The organism is Pseudomonas sp. NPDC089407 (assembly GCF_044900445.1).
Taxonomy (GTDB): Bacteria; Pseudomonadota; Gammaproteobacteria; order Pseudomonadales; family Pseudomonadaceae; genus Aquipseudomonas.
Window position 1 is genome coordinate 69,610 of sequence record NZ_JBJDNB010000004.1, and the last position, 17,660, is coordinate 87,269.

Consider the following 17,660-nt stretch of genomic DNA (forward strand, 5'->3'; position numbering starts at 1 on the left):
TCCCGCTGTTGAGTTAACGCCATGAGCCACTTCGAAAGCATCCTCAAGAATACCAACCTGGCCCATCTGGACCCCGCCATCCGCACCACACTGTCAATGCCCTGCCAGCGCGTGGCCTTCGTCCTGCGCGAGCACTTCTCGATGATGGCCTTCACCGCGGCCATGGACAGCCTGGTCACCGCCAACCTCATGAGCGCCACGCCGTTGTTTCAGGTTCACGTGGTCGGCGAGGGCGAGCAGGTGATGAGCGACCTGGGCATCGCCTTGCCGGTCAACACCCAACTCGCCGACCTCGACCTGCAAGGCCTGGACTGCCTGCTGGTATGCGGGGGCTTTCGCGTACGCCTGGAAACCGCGCCGCAACTGCGCACCAAACTGCGCCAGGCCGACCAGCACGGTTGCCAGTTGGGCGGTTTGTGGAATGGCGCGTACTTCCTCGCCGAAGCCGGTTTGCTCAACGAGCACGACTGCGCCTTTCACCCCGATGGCCGGGCGATGATGAGCGAGCTGTTCCCCAAAGTGCGCATCAGCCGCCAGGCCCATGTACTGGACCGTCGGCGCATGAGCTGCGCGGGTGCCAGCAGTGCCCTGGACATGATGCTGGCGATGCTGGAGCAGTGCGGTGGCGCACCCTTGCGCCGGGCCGTGGAGCAGATGCTGGCCTGTGACCGTGCGCGGGTGATGAGCGATGCCCCCGCCAGCGCCGCGGAAATCGACCCCAGCTTGCCCAAGGGCGTACGCCTGGCGCTGGAGCTGATGCACGCCAACATCGAAGACCCGATCGGCATCGACGAGATCGCCGAACACGCCGGCTTGTCCCGTCGCCACCTGGAACGCCTGTTCCGCCGCCATGTGCAGGCTACGCCACCGCGTTATTACCTGGAACTGCGCCTGACCCATGCCCGGCAACTGCTGCAGCACACCAGCAAGTCATTGACCGAAGTGGCGGTGGCCAGCGGGTTTGTCAGCTTTCCGCATTTCTACCGGCGCTTTCGTGAGTTGTTTGCCATTGCCCCTCGGCAGTACCGGGCGCGTAGCCAGGGGTGGGCAGGGCGGCAGGATGTGGCAGTGTATTGAGCCAGAGTTGTGTGAGGCTTTTCCGGCCCTATCGCCGGCAAGCCAGCTCCCACAGGTCCGTGCAGCCCTCAAAGCTGGAGGTATCCCTGTGGGAGCTGGCTTGCCGGCGATAGGGCCAGACCTGCAAAAGTGTTCGATAACCGAACAGCAATCACCCCCCGACTGTCCGCTATCCGCCCAACCAATCCCATCGCCGCATTGCCCAACCCCCGCCTTTTTGCTGTAGTGTGCCCATCCACCGGTTGTCGCCTGTCCCCATGCCCCGCAACCGGCCCGTTAGAATGACCGTGACGACCGCAACCACCGCCCACAAGGCTGTAGGAATCGGCGACCAGAACAATAACGATACCGAGTGCCTTGCCTATGGAAAGCCGCCTGCTGAGCGAACGCAGTAGCGTGTTTCACCACGCCGACCCCTATGCTGTGTCCGATTATGTCAACCAGCATGTCGGCCAGCATTGCATCGGCCTGTCGCGCACCACCCACCCCCAGGCCAGCCTCAGCCACCGCAAGTTCGCCGAACTGGACCTGTGCCGCATCAGCTACGGCGGCAGCGTGCGGGTGACTTCGCCAGCGCTGGAAACCATCTACCACCTGCAAGTGCTGCTCAATGGCAACTGCCTGTGGCGCGGGCACAAGCGCGAGCAACACCTGGTGCCGGGCGAGCTGCTGCTGATCAACCCCGACGACCCGGTTGACCTGACCTATTCGGAAGACTGCGAGAAGTTCATCCTCAAGGTACCGACCCGGTTGCTGGATTCGATCTGCGATGAACAGCGCTGGCACCGGCCCGATGGCGGTGTGCGCTTCCTGCGCAACCATTATCGGCTGGACGAACTGGACGGCTTCGTCAATCTGTTGGCCATGGTTTGTCATGAGGCGGAGGTCAGCGATTCGTTGCCGAGGGTGCAGGGCCATTACAGCCAGATCGTCGCCAGCAAGCTGCTGACCCTGATGAGCACCAATATCCGCCGCGAAAGCCTGAGCGCTCCGCAAGCGGGCCTGGAGCGCATACTCGACTACATCGAACGCAACCTGAAACTGGAGCTACCGGCTGAAGTGCTGGCAGAGCAGGCGTGCTTGAGCTTGCGTTCGTTGTATGCGTTATTTGACCAGCACCTGGGGACTACGCCCAAGCATTACGTGCGCCAGCGCAAGCTGGCGCGGGTGTATGCGTGCCTGAACGACCCCACCTGTGGCGTGCGCAGTGTGACGGAGCTGGCCCTGGATTACGGTTTCCTGCATCTTGGGCGGTTCTCTGAAGTCTATCGGCAGCAGTTTGGAGAGCTGCCTTCGCAGACGTTCAAGCGCCACAGGTGAGGCGCGTTAGCGTTGTCACCTGATAATTCTGCCAGTTGCCTGCTTTTCTTGCACAACCCACCCTTTACTCCATTGCGGATAAAAGGTGGAAGCCATGTCGACGTCACAACATTTCTCTTGTTCGCTTCAATACACAGTTTATGGGTATGACGGGCGCAAGCCACGCGCATCCGTGCTGCGCTTCAGCGGGCAGAGAAAGGAGCCTGCCACAGGGCACTACCTGCTGGGGAATGGGTACCGCGCATTCAATCCGGTCTTGATGAGGTTCCATAGCCCTGACAGTTTGAGCCCGATGGGGGATGGAGGCATGAACTGTTACGCCTATTGCGCTGGAGACCCCGTTAACAATACTGACCCGAGCGGTCATATGAAGTTACCTAAAGCAAAACTCTCAAGCATCCGGACCAAGGCGGGAAGCAAAAGCGGGTATACCGTCAATCCAGACTTAAAGGGAGGCAAGCCTGTCCCCCGTGTAGTAAGCCAGCGCGTAGTTGACGCGGTTGACGCACTAGGCCGCGGTTATGGACGTCAGATAGAACCCATCATGAACGCGCCGATGTGGTCTGATGGGCAGAAGTTGCTGGTAGAGGGCAGCGTTATCACGTTGGCAGATCGTATGGCGAAAAACGCGGTGTCTATTGAAAAAAATTCACATTTTGGGAGTTTTGTAGGCAGTTGGCTTGTAGCGGAGCAGGACCAGAGGCTTGAAGCACTCAGGGTTCTTGATGCGCTTCATCAAAGAATGACAGAAGCAGTGGACATCCCTCAAAACAGCTGGCTCCATGACCCTAGACGGCTTTTGACAGAAGTGCGAGATCCTGGCAAAGCTGGATAACACTCTGCACAATCCGGATAGTCCCCCGCCAGCGGTCTCCCTAACCTGACCAGGTCTAAACAATAACAAGGGAGACCCTGGCCATGCCCCTGGGATTCGACTACCTCAATGCCATGCTCGAGGATGACCGTGAAAAGGGCATCTACCGCTGCAAGCGCGAGATGTTCACTGACCCACGCCTGTTCGACCTGGAAATGAAACACATCTTCGAGGGCAACTGGATCTACCTGGCGCACGAAAGCCAGATCCCCGAGAAGAACGACTTCCTCACCCTGACCATGGGGCGCCAGCCGATTTTCATCGCGCGCAACAAGGACGGTGAGCTCAATGCCTTCCTCAACGCCTGCAGCCACCGCGGCGCCATGCTGTGCCGACACAAGCGCGGCAACCGCTCCAGCTACACCTGCCCGTTCCACGGCTGGACCTTCAACAACAGCGGCAAGCTGCTCAAGGTCAAGGACCCGAGCAACGCCGGCTACCCCGACAGTTTCAACTGCGACGGCTCGCACGACCTGACCAAGGTGGCGCGCTTCGAGTCGTACCGGGGCTTCCTGTTCGGCAGCCTGAATGCCGACGTGAAACCGCTGGTCGAGCACCTGGGCGAATCGGCCAAGATCATCGACATGATTGTCGACCAGTCGCCAGAAGGCCTGGAAGTGCTGCGCGGTGCCAGCTCGTACATCTACGAAGGCAACTGGAAGCTCACCGCCGAAAACGGCGCCGATGGCTACCACGTCAGCTCCGTACACTGGAACTACGCCGCCACCCAGAACCAGCGCAAGCAGCGCGAAGCGGGTGACGAGATCAAGACCATGAGCGCCGGCGCCTGGGCCAAGCAGGGCGGTGGCTTCTATTCCTTCGACCACGGCCACCTGCTGCTGTGGACCCGCTGGGCCAACCCGGAAGACCGCCCGGCCTACGAGCGTCGCGACCAACTGGCCGCCGATTACGGCCAGGCCCGCGCTGACTGGATGATCGAGAACTCGCGCAACCTGTGCCTGTACCCGAACGTGTACCTGATGGACCAGTTCAGCTCGCAGATCCGCATCGCCCGGCCGATTTCGGTGAACAAGACCGAAATCACCATCTACTGCATCGCGCCAAAAGGCGAGAGCGCCGACGCCCGCGCCAAACGCATCCGGCAGTACGAAGACTTTTTCAACGTCAGTGGCATGGCCACCCCGGACGACCTGGAAGAGTTCCGCTCGTGCCAAACCGGCTATGGCGGCGGTACCGGCTGGAACGACATGTCCCGCGGTGCGGCGCACTGGGTGGAAGGGGCTGACGAGGCGGCCCGGGAGATCGAGTTGAAGCCGCTGCTGTCCGGCGTACGCACCGAGGACGAAGGCCTGTTCGTGCTGCAGCACAAGTACTGGCAGGACACCATGGTCCAGGCCCTCAAGGACGAGCAGCAACTGGTCCCCGTGGAGGCCGTGCAATGAGCCTGTATGAAACCGTGCGCGACTTCCTCTACCGTGAGGCGCGCTACCTGGACGACGCCCAGTGGGACCAGTGGCTGGAGCTGTACGCCAGCGATGCCACCTTCTGGATGCCCAGCTGGGACGATGACGACACCCTCACAGAAGACCCGCAAAGCGAAATCTCGCTGATCTGGTACGGCAACCGCGGCGGCCTGGAAGACCGTGTGTTCCGCATCAAGACCGAGCGCTCCAGTGCGACCGTGCCCGACACCCGCACCTCGCACAACATCAGCAACATCGAGATCGTCGAACAGGGCGAGGGCAGCTGCCTGGTGCGCTTCAACTGGCACACCCTGAGCTTCCGCTACAAGACCACCGACAGTTACTTCGGCAGCAGCTTCTACACCCTTGACCTGCGCGGCGAGCAGCCGCTGATCAAGGCCAAGAAGGTGGTGCTGAAGAACGACTACGTGCGCCAGGTCATCGACATCTACCACATCTGAACCAGGGTTTTTGCGAGCAATGCCCGGGGCGTCCTGCGACGCGCCGTGGCCAGGCTCGCCCGCGAGGTGCAACATGAGCTATCAGATCGCACTGAATTTCGAGGACGGGGTCACCCGTTTCATTGAAGCCACAGGCCACGAAACCGTCGCCGATGCGGCATACCGCCAGGGCATCAACATCCCCCTGGACTGCCGCGACGGCGCTTGCGGCACCTGCAAGTGCAAGGCCGAGTCCGGGCGCTATGACCTGGGCGACAACTTCATCGAAGACGCCCTGAGCGAAGACGAAATCGGCGAAGGCTACGTGCTGACCTGCCAGATGCGCGCCGAAAGCGACTGCGTCATCCGCATCCCGGCCTCGTCGCAGCTGTGCAAGACCGAACAGGCCAGCTTCGAGGCGGCTATCAGCGATGTACGCCAGCTGTCTGCCAGCACCATTGCCTTGTCGATCAAGGGCGACGCCCTCAGCCGCCTGGCCTTCCTGCCGGGGCAGTACGTCAACCTCAAGGTGCCGGGCAGCGAACAGAGCCGCGCCTACTCGTTCAGCTCGCTGCAGAAGGACGGCGAAGTCAGCTTCCTGATCCGCAACGTGCCGGGCGGGCTGATGAGTAGTTTCCTGACCAACCTGGCCAAGGCCGGCGACAGCATGAGCCTGGCCGGGCCGCTGGGCAGCTTTTACCTGCGGCCTATCCAGCGCCCGCTGTTACTGCTGGCCGGCGGTACCGGGCTGGCGCCGTTCACGGCGATGCTGGAGAACATCGCGGAGCAGGGCAGCGAGCACCCGCTGCACCTGATCTATGGCGTGACCAACGACTTCGACCTGGTCGAGCTCGACCGCTTGCAAGCGCTGGCGGCACGCATCCCCAACTTCACCTACAGCGCCTGCGTGGCCAACCCGGACAGCCAGTACCCGCAAAAGGGCTACGTGACCCAGCACATCGCGCCATGCCACCTGAACGACGGCGATGTGGACGTGTACCTGTGCGGACCACCGCCGATGGTCGAGGCGGTGAGCCAGTACGTGCGTGAGCAGGGCATTACCCCGGCCAACTTCTATTACGAAAAATTTGCGGCGGCGGCCTGACAGATTGCCGGTGCCGCTTTGCGGCCCTTTCGCGACACAAGGCCGCTCCTACAGGGAGATGCGATCCATGTAGGAGCGGCCTTGCGTCGCGATGGAGGGTGCAGCCCTCCCGATTGCCCTGACGCGGATCAAGCAGGAGATGCAGATGAACAACAGATTCCAAGGCAAGGTCGCCCTGGTCACCGGTGCTGCCCAGGGCATCGGCCGCGGCGTGTGCTGGCGGCTCAAGGCCGAAGGCGCGCAAGTGGTTGCAGTAGACCGTTCCGAACTGGTCCACGAACTGGCCGGCGAAGGCATGCTGACCCTCACCGCCGACCTCGAACAACACGCCGGCTGCGCTCGGGTCATGGCCAGCGCCGTAGAAAACTTCGGTCGCCTCGACATCCTCGTCAACAACGTCGGCGGGACCATCTGGGCCAAGCCCTTCGAACACTACGAGGTCGAACAGATCGAGGCCGAAGTACGCCGTTCGCTGTTCCCCACCCTGTGGTGCTGCCACGCGGCACTGCCGTACATGCTCGAACGCGGCAGTGGCGCCATCGTCAACGTCTCGTCGATCGCCACCCGGGGTGTCAACCGCGTGCCGTACGGTGCGGCCAAGGGCGGGGTCAACGCGCTGACCGCGTGCCTTGCCTTTGAAACCGCCGGGCGTGGCATCCGCGTCAACGCCACGGCCCCCGGCGGCACCGAAGCCCCACCGCGGCGCGTACCACGCAACAGCGCCGAGCAAACCGAACAGGAAAAACACTGGTACCAGCAGATCGTCGACCAGACCCTCGACAGCAGCCTGATGCACCGCTACGGCAGCATCGACGAGCAGGTCGGGGCCATCCTGTTCCTGGCGTCCGACGAAGCTTCGTACATCACCGGCGTGACCCTGCCGGTAGGGGGCGGCGACCTCGGCTGAGCAGCCCCCCAAGGCAACAGCTTTCCATCACAACAAAAACAAGAGCGACAGATGCCATGCGAACCCTTGACGTACACCCGATCATCGATAACGCGCGCTTTACCCTGTTCCACTGGATGGTCATGGCCTGGTGCGGCCTGCTGCTGATTTTCGACGGCTATGACCTGTTCATCTACGGCGTGGTACTGCCGGTGATCATGAAAGAGTGGGGCCTGACCCCGTTGCAGGCCGGTGCACTGGGCAGCTATGCGCTATTCGGCATGATGTTCGGCGCCCTGGCATTCGGCAGCCTGGCCGACCGCATCGGGCGCAAGAAGGGTATTGCCATCTGTTTCGCCTTGTTCTCGGGGGCGACCATCCTCAATGGCTTTGCCAGCAGCCCCAGTGAGTTCGGCATTTACCGCTTTATCGCCGGTTTGGGCTGCGGGGGCCTGATGCCCAATGCTGTCGCGCTGATGAATGAATACGCGCCCAAGCGCCTGCGCAGTACGCTGGTGGCGATCATGTTCAGTGGCTATTCGCTGGGCGGCATGCTGTCGGCAGGCGTCGGCATCTTCATGCTGCCGCGTTTCGGCTGGGAGTCGATGTTCTTCGCTGCCGCTGTGCCGCTGTTGCTGTTGCCCGTGATCCTCTACTACCTGCCGGAATCGATCGGTTTTTTGGTGCGCCAGGGCCGTGGCGACGAGGCACGCAAGCTGCTCAAGCGCTTGGACCCAGGCTGCGATGTACAACCTGATGATGTGCTGGTCGCCCCTGTGGGAGCGGGCTTGTCTGTGGGAGCGGGCTTGTCCCGCGAAAGGGCCGGCAAGTTCACCGCCGTCCTCGAACTGTTCCGCAACGGCCTAGCCATTCGCACCCTTGCGCTGTGGCTGGCGTTCTTCTGCTGCCTGCTGATGGTCTATGCGCTTAGCTCGTGGCTGCCGAAACTGATGGCCAACGCCGGCTACAGCCTGGGTTCAAGCCTGTCGTTCCTGCTGGCACTGAACTTTGGTGGCATGGCCGGTGCAATTCTCGGCGGCTGGCTGGGGGACCGCTACAACCTGGTCAAGGTCAAGGTAGCGTTCTTCATTGCGGCCGCGCTGTCGATCAGCCTGCTGGGGGTAAACAGCCCGATGCTGGTGCTGTACCTGCTGATCTTCATTGCCGGCGCCACCACCATTGGCACTCAAATCCTGCTGTATGCCGGCGCTGCGCAAATGTACGGCCTGTCGGTGCGCTCCACCGGCCTGGGCTGGGCGTCGGGCATTGGCCGCAATGGCGCCATTGTCGGCCCGCTGCTGGGCGGCGCCCTGATGGGTATCAATCTGCCGCTGCAACTCAACTTCATCGCATTCGCCATCCCTGGCGCCATCGCCGCGCTGGCCATGGCCGTGCACCTGGCCAGTGGCCGGCGCCACGCCCAGGCGGTTGCGGCGCAGGCGTAATCGAGAAAAACAACATGAGGTATGCCCACATGACCGTGAATATTTCCCACACTGCCGAGGTACAGCGGTGCTTCGAGGAGGCCGCAGGCTTTGGCAACGATGCCGGCAACCCGCGCCTCAAGCGCATTGTGCAGCGCGTGCTGCAGGACACCGCCCGGCTGATCGAAGACCTGGAAATCAGCGAGGACGAGTTCTGGCACGCCGTCGACTACCTCAACCGCCTGGGCGGGCGCGGCGAAGCCGGGCTGCTGGTCGCGGGGCTGGGCATCGAGCACTTCCTCGACCTGCTGCAGGATGCCAAGGACGCGCAGGCCGGGCTGGCCGGTGGTACCCCGCGTACCATCGAAGGCCCGTTGTACGTGGCGGGTGCGCCCATGGCTGAAGGAGAAGTGCGCATGGATGACGGCAGTGAGGAGGGCGTGGCCACGGTCATGTACCTGGAGGGGCGGGTGCTTGACCCACACGGCCAGCCGCTGGCGGGTGCCACGGTCGACCTGTGGCATGCCAACACCCGCGGCACTTACTCGTTCTTCGACCAGGGCCAGTCCGAGTACAACTTGCGCCGGCGCATCGTCACCGATGCACAAGGGCGCTACCGGGTGCGCTCCATCGTGCCATCCGGTTACGGCTGCGACCCGCAGGGGCCAACCCAGGAATGCCTCGACCTGCTGGGTCGCCATGGCCAGCGCCCGGCGCATGTGCACTTCTTCATTTCGGCGCCGGGGCATCGGCACCTGACCACGCAGATCAACCTGTCGGGGGACAAGTACCTGTGGGACGACTTTGCCTACGCCACGCGGGATGGGTTGGTGGGCGAGGTGGTGTTTGTCGAGGGTGCGGCGGGGCGGCATGCCGAGCTGACGTTCGACTTCCAGTTGCAGTTGGCCCAGGGCAGGGCGGATGAACAGCGCAGTGCGCGGCCGCGGGCGTTGCAGGAAGCCTGAGGCCCAATCGCCGGCAAGCCAGCTCCCACAGCATCTCCACTGATTCCAGATCCTGCGCCCCCCTGTGGGAGCTGGCTTGCCGGCGATCAAGGGCGTAGCCCTTGCCATCCATCACTGATGCCAGAGGTGCCATGAAAATCCTGATCACGGACAGTTCACTGTCCGCCATCGTCGCCGGCTGCATCGCCACGATGATTTCCTACGCCCGCCCGCTGGTGATCATCTTCCACGCCGCCGAAGCCGCCGGCCTGTCGCACCAGCAACTGTCGTCCTGGGTGTGGGCAGTGTCCATGGGCAGTGCAGTACTCGGTGCGCTGCTCAGCCTGCGCTACCGCGTCCCGGTGGTGATCGCCTGGTCCATCCCAGGCTCCGCACTGCTGGTCACCGCCTTGCCGCAACTGGGCCTGGAGCAGGCCGTAGGCGCTTACCTGGTGGCCAACCTGGTCCTGCTGCTGATCGGCATCAGCGGCGCCTTCGACCGCATCATCGCGCGCCTGCCAGGGTCCATTGCCGCCGGTATGCAGGCCGGCATCCTGTTCAGCTTCGGCATCGAGGTGTTTCGCGCCTTGCCGGTGCAGCCTGTGCTGGTGCTGGGAATGTTCGTCACTTACGTGCTGATGCGCCGGGTGCAACCCCGATATGCGGTGGCCGCTGTGCTGTGCGTCGGCATGCTGGTGACGGTGGCCAGTGGGGCGTTGCGCAGCGAGGCGCTGGTACTGGAGCTGGCGCCACCACAGTGGGTCACCCCGCAGTTCAGCCTGCCTGCGGTGTTCAGCCTGGCGCTGCCGATGGTGCTGGTGGCGTTGACCGGGCAGTTCATGCCCGGCATGGCGGTGTTGCGCAACCCGGCCAGCCCGCTGATCAGCGCCAGTGCCCTGGCCGGTGCAGCACTGGCGCTGTTCGGCTGCCACGGGCTGAACCTGGCGGCGGTGACCGCCAGCCTGTGCACCGGCCATGAAGCCCATGAAAACCCCCGCCGGCGCTATGTGGCAGCCGTGGCCGGCAGTGCGCTGTACCTGCTGCTGGGCATTGCCGGGGCCACCTTGATGTCGTTGTTCGCGGCCTTTCCTGCTGCGCTGATCGCCGCCCTGGCTGGCCTGGCCCTGTATGGCGCCATCAGCGAGACCCTGGCCCGCAGCCTGGCGGAACCGGCCGAGCGTGATGCCGGGCTGTTCACCTTCCTGGTCACCGCTTCGGGCGTGGCCTTCCTTGGCCTGTCGGCGGCGTTCTGGGGGCTGCTGTTCGGCCTGCTCACCCACGCGTTGCTCAGGTTGCGCCAGCCACCTGCCCGGGAGGTGCTGCGCCGTACACCCTGAACCGCCGTGTTCCCAACGCTTTACCCATAAAAACAAGATCAAGAGAGCTTCGAAATGAATCATACCCCTTGCGTCGCCCTGGGCCTGACTTTGCTCAGCCAACCGTTGCTGGCTGCCGAAGGCGGCTTCTTCGAGGACTCGAAGGCTACCCTGAGCGCCCGTAACTACTATTTCAGCCGCGATTTTTCCGACATTGTCGGGGCCAACAGGCAGTCCAAGGCCGAGGAGTGGGCCCAGGGCTTCATCCTCGACTTCAAGAGCGGCTACACCCCCGGTACGGTCGGCTTTGGCGTAGATGCGCTGGGCCTGCTGGGTATCAAGCTCGACAGCAGCCCCGACCGGGCCAACACCGGCCTGCTTCCGGTGCATGGCGATGGTCGCGCCGCCGACGAATACAGCCGCCTGGCACCCACCCTCAAAGTGCGCTTGTAGAAAACCGAACTGCGCATTGGCGAATTGCAACCGAACCTGCCAGTGCTGACCTTCAGCGATATCCGCCTGCTGCCGCCGACATACCAGGGTGCCAGTATCAGTTCGGCAGAAATCGACGGCCTGACGGTGCAGGCCGGGCACCTGAAAAGCACCCACCTGCGCAACAAAGGCGGCGACGGCAAGATGAACGCCATGCTTGGCCATGTGCCAATGCGCCAGGCCGAGAGCGATGCCTTCAACTACGTGGGTGGCGATTATGCGTTCAATGCCAACCAGAGCAGTTTCAGCCTGTGGTATGGGCAACTGGAGGACATCTACGAGCAGGGTTTTGTCGGCGTCAAGCACAGCAAGCCAGTGGGCGACTGGGTGCTCAGTACCAACCTGGGCTACATCGCCGGCAAGCCAGCTCCCACACCGACTGCATCCAGCTTAGGCCATGCGCCATCCTGTGGGAGCTGGCTTGCCGGCGAAGGGCAGCGTAGCAGCCCCGGCGATCTTAAGGGTAACGGAGATAGCCGGGGCTGCTGGTTAGCTCAGTCGCGACACAAGGCCACTACCACAGGGAATTGCGTATCAGGCTTGGTTGAGGGTAGTTTCCAGCAACCACCTTTTCAGGAACGCCTCCCTTGGACTCCATCACCCAAGCCGTTCTCGGCGCCGCCCTGCAAGGCGCTGTACTGGGCCGCATCCAGGGCCGTCGCGCGCTGCTGTATGGCGCGGCGCTAGGCACGCTGCCCGACCTCGACGTCATCATCCGTTATGCCGACCCGGTGTCGCAGATGACCTACCACCGCGGCTTTTCCCATTCGCTGTTCGTGCTCACCGGGCTAGCCTTGTTGCTGGCCTGGCTGGTGAACAAATGCTGGCCTGACAAGGGCTATACCTTGGCCAGGCTGTTTCTTGCGTTCTGGCTGGTACTCATTACCCATCCGTTGCTCGACGCTTTCACGGTCTACGGCACGCAGCTGTTCTGGCCGCTGCAAGGCACCCCGCAAAGCTGGGCGGCGGTGTTCATCATCGACCCGATCTACACCGTGCCACTGCTGGCGGCGGTCATTTACGCCATCAGCAAGGGTGTGACCGCCAGTGCCACACGCCTGTTGGCCCTGGCGCTGGTGTTCAGCACGGCCTACCTCGGCTTCGGCCTCGCCGGGCGCATGGCGGCCGAGCAGCGCTTTCAGGCGGCGCTGGACCAGCAAGGTATCGCGGCCAGCGAGGTGCGCGCCGTGCCGATTGCGTTCAACAGCCTGGTCTGGCGGGTGTTGGCCAAGACACCCGAAGGCGATTATTACGAAGGCATCAGCAGCGGGTTCGACCGGCAAGCGCCAGAGATGCAGCGCTTGCCGCGTAACCTGCAGCTGGCGCAAGCGCTGGCCAATGATCCCCTGCATCAGCGTTTGCGCTGGTTCACCGATGACTGGTTGCGCTACGACCAGATCGGCGATGCGCTGGTGGTCACCGACCTGCGCATGGGCATCCCGGGCAACTACACCTTTCGTTTCAACATGGCCCACCGTGACGGCCAGGGGCACTGGATTGTCGATGTGCCTTCCATGTTCAAAGGCGCAGGGCCCGGCTCGATGTTCAGTGGCGCAGACCTTGTGTTGATCTGGCGGCGCATCACCGAACAGCAACCGCCTTTGCCGCTGGCCGTGTGGACCGAACGCTACCTGGGCGTGAGCCCCATCGAGCGCGGGCGCTAAGGCATGCGCTCGGCCGGACTGGACCTGGTCAAGTGGATGGCGATGTTGACCATGGTCGCCGACCACTTGCGCTTCCTGTGGCCTGAAGCTAATGGCCTGTTCGTGCTTGGCCGACTGGCGTTTCCGCTGTTCTGTCTGGCGATTGCAGTGAACGTGGGGCGCGCCAGGGCCGGGGCACTGTATACCCGGGGCAACGTGCGCTACCTGGGGCTGATGTTGCTGTTCACGCTGCTGTCGGAGCCTGCCTACCGTTGGCTGGACAGTGGCGCGCAAACCTTCAATGTGATGCCGACACTGGTGCTGGGGTTGGTTATTGCCTGGGCGGTGCATCATCCTTTGCTATCGGCGCGTGTGCTGGGCTTCGCAGGCCTGCTGGTCGGGTGGGGTGTCAGCGAGCAGTTGATGTACGGCTTGCCAGGCGTATTGCTGCCGGCAGCGTGGTTGATGGCGCGCCGGCTGCGCGGGGTTGCATGGTTGCTGCCTTGCCTGTTGGCCATGGGCGGGAATTTGACCAACAGCTGGTTGCTTGGGCATCTGCTGGCACCGGTTACCCTACTGACCCTGATGGCTGCAGCCTTGGCGATTCCGGTTGGCATGCTGCTGTTGCGGCACGATGATTGGCGGGTGCCTGCGGTGGGGCGCTGGGGTTACCTGTTCTATCCGGTGCATTTGCTGGTGATCAAGGTCCTGTCGTGATGCAGTAATTGGGGCCGCGTTGCGGCCCATCGACGCGGTTCGTCGCCACGACAAGCCAGGCTCCCACAGATATGGCGCATGGCTTGAATTCAATGCGGTCGGTGTGGGAGCTGGCTTGCCGGCGATGGGCTGCGCAGCAGCCCCAGCTTGAATTTGATGAGTCCATACCCATTTACAGCGGTCTACCCGCTTCAGGACCTACCCATGGAACCCAACCGCTTCGGCGACATCGCCGCCTTTGTCAGCGCCGCGAAGGCCGGTAGCTTCACTGCGGCCGCCGCCAGCCTGGGCCTGACCCGTTCGGCGGTTGGCAAAAGCATTGCCCGCCTGGAAGCGCGCATGGCCGTGCGCCTGCTCAACCGCACCACGCGCAAGCTGAGCCTGACCGACGAAGGCCTGGTGGCGTTCGAGCGCTGGCGGCAGATTCTGGACGACCTCGACGAGGTGGAAAGCACCATGGCCCAGCGTCGGGGCAAACCCACCGGCACCCTGCGCCTGACTGCGCCGCTGTCACTGGGCCAGCGCCATGTGTTGCCCATCCTGGACCAGTACCTCAAGCAATGGCCAGAATTGCGCGCAGACATCCGTTTTACCGACCGCTTCGTCGACTTGGTCGAGGAGGGCGTCGACGTTGCTGTGCGCATCGGTGCGCCCAAAGAGGATTCGCAGCTGCTGACCCGCACCGTGGCCTGGCAGCAGTTTGTCACCTGTGCTTCACCCGCGTACTTCGAGGCGCGTGGCGTGCCGCAAGTGCCCGGTGACCTCTACGGCCACGACAAAATCGCCTTCCTCGCCGGTGAGAAGGCCATGCCCTGGCGCTTTCACACCGAAGCCGGCCTGCACCTGTGCGAAGACCCCGGGCGGCTGAATATCGACAGTTCCGAGGCCATGCTTGACGGTGCCCGGGCCGGTTTCGGGCTGATCCACCTGCCCACCTACATCACCGGCGACGACCTGCGCGCCGGCACCCTGGTGGAGGTGTTGCAAGCTTACCGGCCACCGGCAGACCCGATCCGCATCGTGTACCCGAGCAAGCGCCACCTGTCCCCGCGGGTACGCGGCTTCATCGACCTGCTGGTGGCCAGTTGGGAGGCGGGCGTGCCCTGGGAGTCCTGATTGGGGACTGTCAGGCCCCTTAGCCGGGCCTGAAACCGGGTTTATCACTGGCGGCGCAGCAGGGAAACTGGCAGCCACTGATAATCCCTCTGGAGACCCCATGACTGCACTGTCCGTACTGGATCTGGTCATGATCGGCGAAGGCAAGACCTTTGCCGACGCGATCGAAGAATCCCGCCAACTGGCGTGGCATGTCGAGCAACAGCACTACAGCCGTTACTGGATCGCCGAACACCACGACATGCCGGGCATTGGCTCGGCGGCCACGTCGCTGGTCATCAACGAAGTGGCCAACGCCACCCGGCACATTCGCGTTGGTGCTGGCGGGATCATGCTGCCCAACCACGCACCGCTGGTGGTTGCCGAGCAGTTTGGCACCCTCGACACTTTGCACCCGGGCCGTATCGACCTTGGCCTTGGGCGCGCACCAGGTACCTCCGGGCCCACCGTGCGCGCCCTGCGCGGCGCCGCGCCGGAGCGCGACTTCAGCCAGGACATCGCCGAACTGCGTGATTACCTGGCCGACAATGGGAAGCGCCGGGTGCGGGGTGTGCCGGGCAAGCACGAGGTACCGGTGTGGATCCTCGGCTCCAGCCTGTTCGGCGCCGACCTGGCAGCAAAGCTTGGCCTGCCGTATGCGTTCGCCTCGCACTTTGCCCCGCGTTACCTGCTGCAGGCAATTGCCCATTACCGCGCCAACTTCCAGCCCTCGGCACAACTGGCCAAGCCGTATGTGATGGTTGGCATGAACCTTTTCGCTGCGGCCAGCGATGCCGAAGCGGATTACCTGGCCAGCTCCCACCGCAAGTGGATGCTCGACCTGCATGTCGGGCGCTTTGGCTTGTTGCCCAAGCCGCAGGAAGGCTATGTCGAACGCTTGCCGGAGCATGAGCGCGCGGTGCTGGAACAGGTAATGGCCTGCACCGTGGCCGGTGGCCCTGAGCGGGTAAGGGAAGGGCTGCGCTTGCTAATCGAGCAGACCGCGGCAGATGAGTTGATGATCGACTGCCGTATGCATGACCCGCTGGCACGGCAGCGGTCGCATGCCTATGCGGCGCAGGCCTTGGCTGATTTGCTGTAGTGCGCACGGTGCGGGCGGTGTGCAGGCCTACTGGTAGAAATGCCAGTGGCCAGATTGCCTCTTATCGCCCACTCTATAACGTGCAGAGGCCATGTCGGTTGACATGGCCACTACAACGCACCTAACAGCATTCGAGGATTCAGAGCATGTCGAACAGACAATCCGGTACGGTCAAATGGTTCAACGACGAGAAGGGGTTCGGCTTCATCACCCCGGATGGCGGTGGTGACGACCTTTTCGTTCACTTCAAAGCCATTGAGTCGGACGGTTTCAAGTCGCTGAAAGAGGGCCAGAAGGTCTCTTTCGTTGCTGAAAAAGGGCAAAAGGGCATGCAGGCTGCACAGGTGCGTGCCGAGTAACAGCGCTACGCGTGTGCAGCCGAACTTTTGGTTGGTTGCACACGCCAGCTAAAAACGGCCCCGTTTCAATCAAGCCTGCTTGAGGAACGGATAATCCGTATATCCCTCAGGCCCGTTGGCATAGTCGAACTGCGCCCGGTGCTCGTTCAGCGGCGCCTGCAGCCGCAGCCGCTCGACCAGGTCCGGGTTGGCAATGTAGCTGCGCCCGAATGCTACGGCATCGATCAAGCCGCGCCCGATCAGGTCTTCGCCTTTCTCGGCCGTATAGGCACCGGCGGCAATGATCACCCCCGGGTAGGCCGCACGGATCGCTTCACGGAACTCGTCGCGCAGGGGTTTGCCGCCCGCCCAGTCCGGCTCGGACAGGTGCAGGTAGGCCAGGTTGCGCTTGGCCAGTTCGCGGATCAGGTACAGGCCTGCGGCCTCCTGATCTTCGCCGTTGTCCACCCCATTGAAACCACCCAGCGGGAACACGCGGATGCCCACGCGTTCGGCACTCCAGCTGGCAATCGCCGCATCGACCGCTTCCAGTACGATGCGCGCACGGTTTTCAACGCTGCCGCCGTAGCGGTCGTCGCGCTGGTTGGCGCTGGGGGTAAGGAACTGGTGCAGCAGGTAACCGTGGGCGGCGTGCAGCTCGATAAAGTCAAACCCGGCTTCACGGGCGTTGACTGCCGCCTGGCCGAAGTCGGCGACGATGTCGGCAATCTCCGCTTCGCTCAATGCACGCGGTACCGAGGTTTCGACCCGCATCAGGTTGCCTTGCTCGTCACGCAGGGTAGTGCGCGCGCCGGCTGGCAGCGCCGAAGGGGCCACCGGTGCTTCGCCACCAGGCTGCAGCGAGGTATGCGACACCCGCCCGGTGTGCCAGACCTGCACGGCACTGTGGCCGCCGTCGGCGTGGATGCCCGCGTTGATGTGCTTCCAGGCTGCGATCTGTTCGGCGCTGTGAATGCCCGGCGAGCCGGAGTAGCCCTTGGCCTGGAAGGAGATCTGCGTGGCTTCGGTGATGATCAGCCCGGCGCTGGCGCGTTGGCGGTAGTATTCGCCCATCAGCGGGGTGGGCACGTCACCTGGCTCCAGGCTGCGCAGGCGGGTGAGCGGGGCCATGAATACACGGTTGCGTAGGGTGAGAGGGCCGATTTGCAGCGGTTGCAAGAGTTTCATTGCAGCTCCAGAGGTGGAAAACCAATGGGGCGCACGATACCGGGATGATTGGGGAAAGGGGGGACCGGGAGCCCGGCATTGGGCTCCCCAATGGGCTGTTCTGGCACGCATTGAAAGGCGTCTCTCAACCTAACGTCGGTCAGTTAAATGGTAAGGGCGGACAAGTGTTGGCCCTGAAATCTTGGGTGCCTGTGAGATCGAGCGCCGCCCGCGCGGCGCTTCGCGGCACAAGGCCGCTCCCACATCTGTCTTGGGCCAGTTACTTCTGTGAGATC

The 17,660-nt window shown here is 63.2% G+C and carries 16 protein-coding genes and 1 pseudogene; 16 read left to right on the forward strand and 1 reads right to left on the reverse strand.

Going from position 1 to position 17,660, the window contains the following annotated elements:
* Window positions 1–21 precede the first annotated feature (21 nt).
* The 16 genes and pseudogenes from ACI2KG_RS04650 (at window position 22) to ACI2KG_RS04725 (ending at window position 16,218) form a co-directional block, all read left to right on the forward strand.
* On the forward strand, window positions 22–1,077 hold the full coding sequence (locus ACI2KG_RS04650) for a GlxA family transcriptional regulator (RefSeq protein WP_404660984.1): 1,056 nt from the start codon (window positions 22–24) through the stop codon (window positions 1,075–1,077).
* A gap of 363 nt (window positions 1,078–1,440) precedes the next feature.
* On the forward strand, window positions 1,441–2,397 hold the full coding sequence (gene benR, locus ACI2KG_RS04655) for a benABC operon transcriptional activator BenR (protein ID WP_404660985.1): 957 nt from the start codon (window positions 1,441–1,443) through the stop codon (window positions 2,395–2,397).
* A 94-nt stretch (window positions 2,398–2,491) separates the two neighbouring features.
* Window positions 2,492–3,232 (forward strand): RHS repeat-associated core domain-containing protein, encoded by a 741-nt coding sequence (locus ACI2KG_RS04660; protein ID WP_404660986.1) that lies wholly within the window; start codon window positions 2,492–2,494, stop codon window positions 3,230–3,232.
* An 83-nt stretch (window positions 3,233–3,315) separates the two neighbouring features.
* A complete protein-coding gene (benA, locus tag ACI2KG_RS04665) occupies window positions 3,316–4,674 on the forward strand; it encodes a benzoate 1,2-dioxygenase large subunit (RefSeq protein ID WP_404660987.1) in 1,359 nt (452 codons plus the stop codon).
* Entirely contained in the window at window positions 4,671–5,156 is a 486-nt protein-coding gene (gene benB / locus ACI2KG_RS04670; protein ID WP_400618837.1) for a benzoate 1,2-dioxygenase small subunit, read from the forward strand. Before benA ends, benB begins: the two co-directional genes overlap by 4 nt.
* A 73-nt stretch (window positions 5,157–5,229) precedes the next feature.
* Window positions 5,230–6,240: a benzoate 1,2-dioxygenase electron transfer component BenC gene (gene benC, locus ACI2KG_RS04675; protein WP_404660988.1), complete on the forward strand. Its 1,011-nt coding sequence runs from the start codon at window positions 5,230–5,232 to the stop codon at window positions 6,238–6,240.
* 145 nt (window positions 6,241–6,385) lie between these two features.
* Complete coding sequence (locus ACI2KG_RS04680) at window positions 6,386–7,147, forward strand: 1,6-dihydroxycyclohexa-2,4-diene-1-carboxylate dehydrogenase (RefSeq protein WP_404660989.1); 762 nt, start codon at window positions 6,386–6,388, stop codon at window positions 7,145–7,147.
* Between the two features lie 56 nt (window positions 7,148–7,203).
* A complete protein-coding gene (locus ACI2KG_RS04685; RefSeq protein WP_404660990.1) occupies window positions 7,204–8,571 on the forward strand; it encodes an MFS transporter in 1,368 nt (455 codons plus the stop codon).
* 29 nt (window positions 8,572–8,600) lie between these two features.
* Window positions 8,601–9,515 (forward strand): catechol 1,2-dioxygenase, encoded by a 915-nt coding sequence (catA, locus tag ACI2KG_RS04690; protein WP_404660991.1) that lies wholly within the window; start codon window positions 8,601–8,603, stop codon window positions 9,513–9,515.
* A gap of 131 nt (window positions 9,516–9,646) precedes the next feature.
* The gene (locus ACI2KG_RS04695) at window positions 9,647–10,831 is read left to right on the forward strand and encodes a benzoate/H(+) symporter BenE family transporter (protein WP_404660992.1); all 1,185 of its coding nucleotides are present in this window, start codon (window positions 9,647–9,649) and stop codon (window positions 10,829–10,831) included.
* Between the two features lie 54 nt (window positions 10,832–10,885).
* Window positions 10,886–11,665: pseudogene (locus tag ACI2KG_RS04700) on the forward strand (OprD family outer membrane porin); the annotation flags it as partial.
* A 224-nt stretch (window positions 11,666–11,889) separates the two neighbouring features.
* Window positions 11,890–12,966 carry a metal-dependent hydrolase gene (locus ACI2KG_RS04705; RefSeq protein ID WP_404660993.1) on the forward strand — a complete coding sequence of 359 codons (1,077 nt, stop codon included), beginning with the start codon at window positions 11,890–11,892 and terminating at the stop codon, window positions 12,964–12,966.
* 3 nt (window positions 12,967–12,969) lie between these two features.
* A complete protein-coding gene (locus ACI2KG_RS04710) occupies window positions 12,970–13,662 on the forward strand; it encodes a TraX family protein (RefSeq protein ID WP_404660994.1) in 693 nt (230 codons plus the stop codon).
* Between the two features lie 204 nt (window positions 13,663–13,866).
* On the forward strand, window positions 13,867–14,778 hold the full coding sequence (locus tag ACI2KG_RS04715) for a LysR substrate-binding domain-containing protein (RefSeq protein WP_404660995.1): 912 nt from the start codon (window positions 13,867–13,869) through the stop codon (window positions 14,776–14,778).
* 100 nt (window positions 14,779–14,878) lie between these two features.
* A complete protein-coding gene (locus ACI2KG_RS04720; protein ID WP_404660996.1) occupies window positions 14,879–15,859 on the forward strand; it encodes an LLM class flavin-dependent oxidoreductase in 981 nt (326 codons plus the stop codon).
* A gap of 146 nt (window positions 15,860–16,005) precedes the next feature.
* Window positions 16,006–16,218, forward strand: a complete 213-nt coding sequence (locus tag ACI2KG_RS04725; protein ID WP_016499620.1) for a cold-shock protein — start codon at window positions 16,006–16,008, stop codon at window positions 16,216–16,218.
* A gap of 69 nt (window positions 16,219–16,287) precedes the next feature.
* Here ACI2KG_RS04725 and ACI2KG_RS04730 read toward each other — a convergent pair whose 3' ends face one another.
* Window positions 16,288–17,385, reverse strand: a complete 1,098-nt coding sequence (locus tag ACI2KG_RS04730; RefSeq protein WP_404660997.1) for an alkene reductase — start codon at window positions 17,383–17,385, stop codon at window positions 16,288–16,290.
* Between the last annotated feature and the right edge of the window lie 275 nt (window positions 17,386–17,660).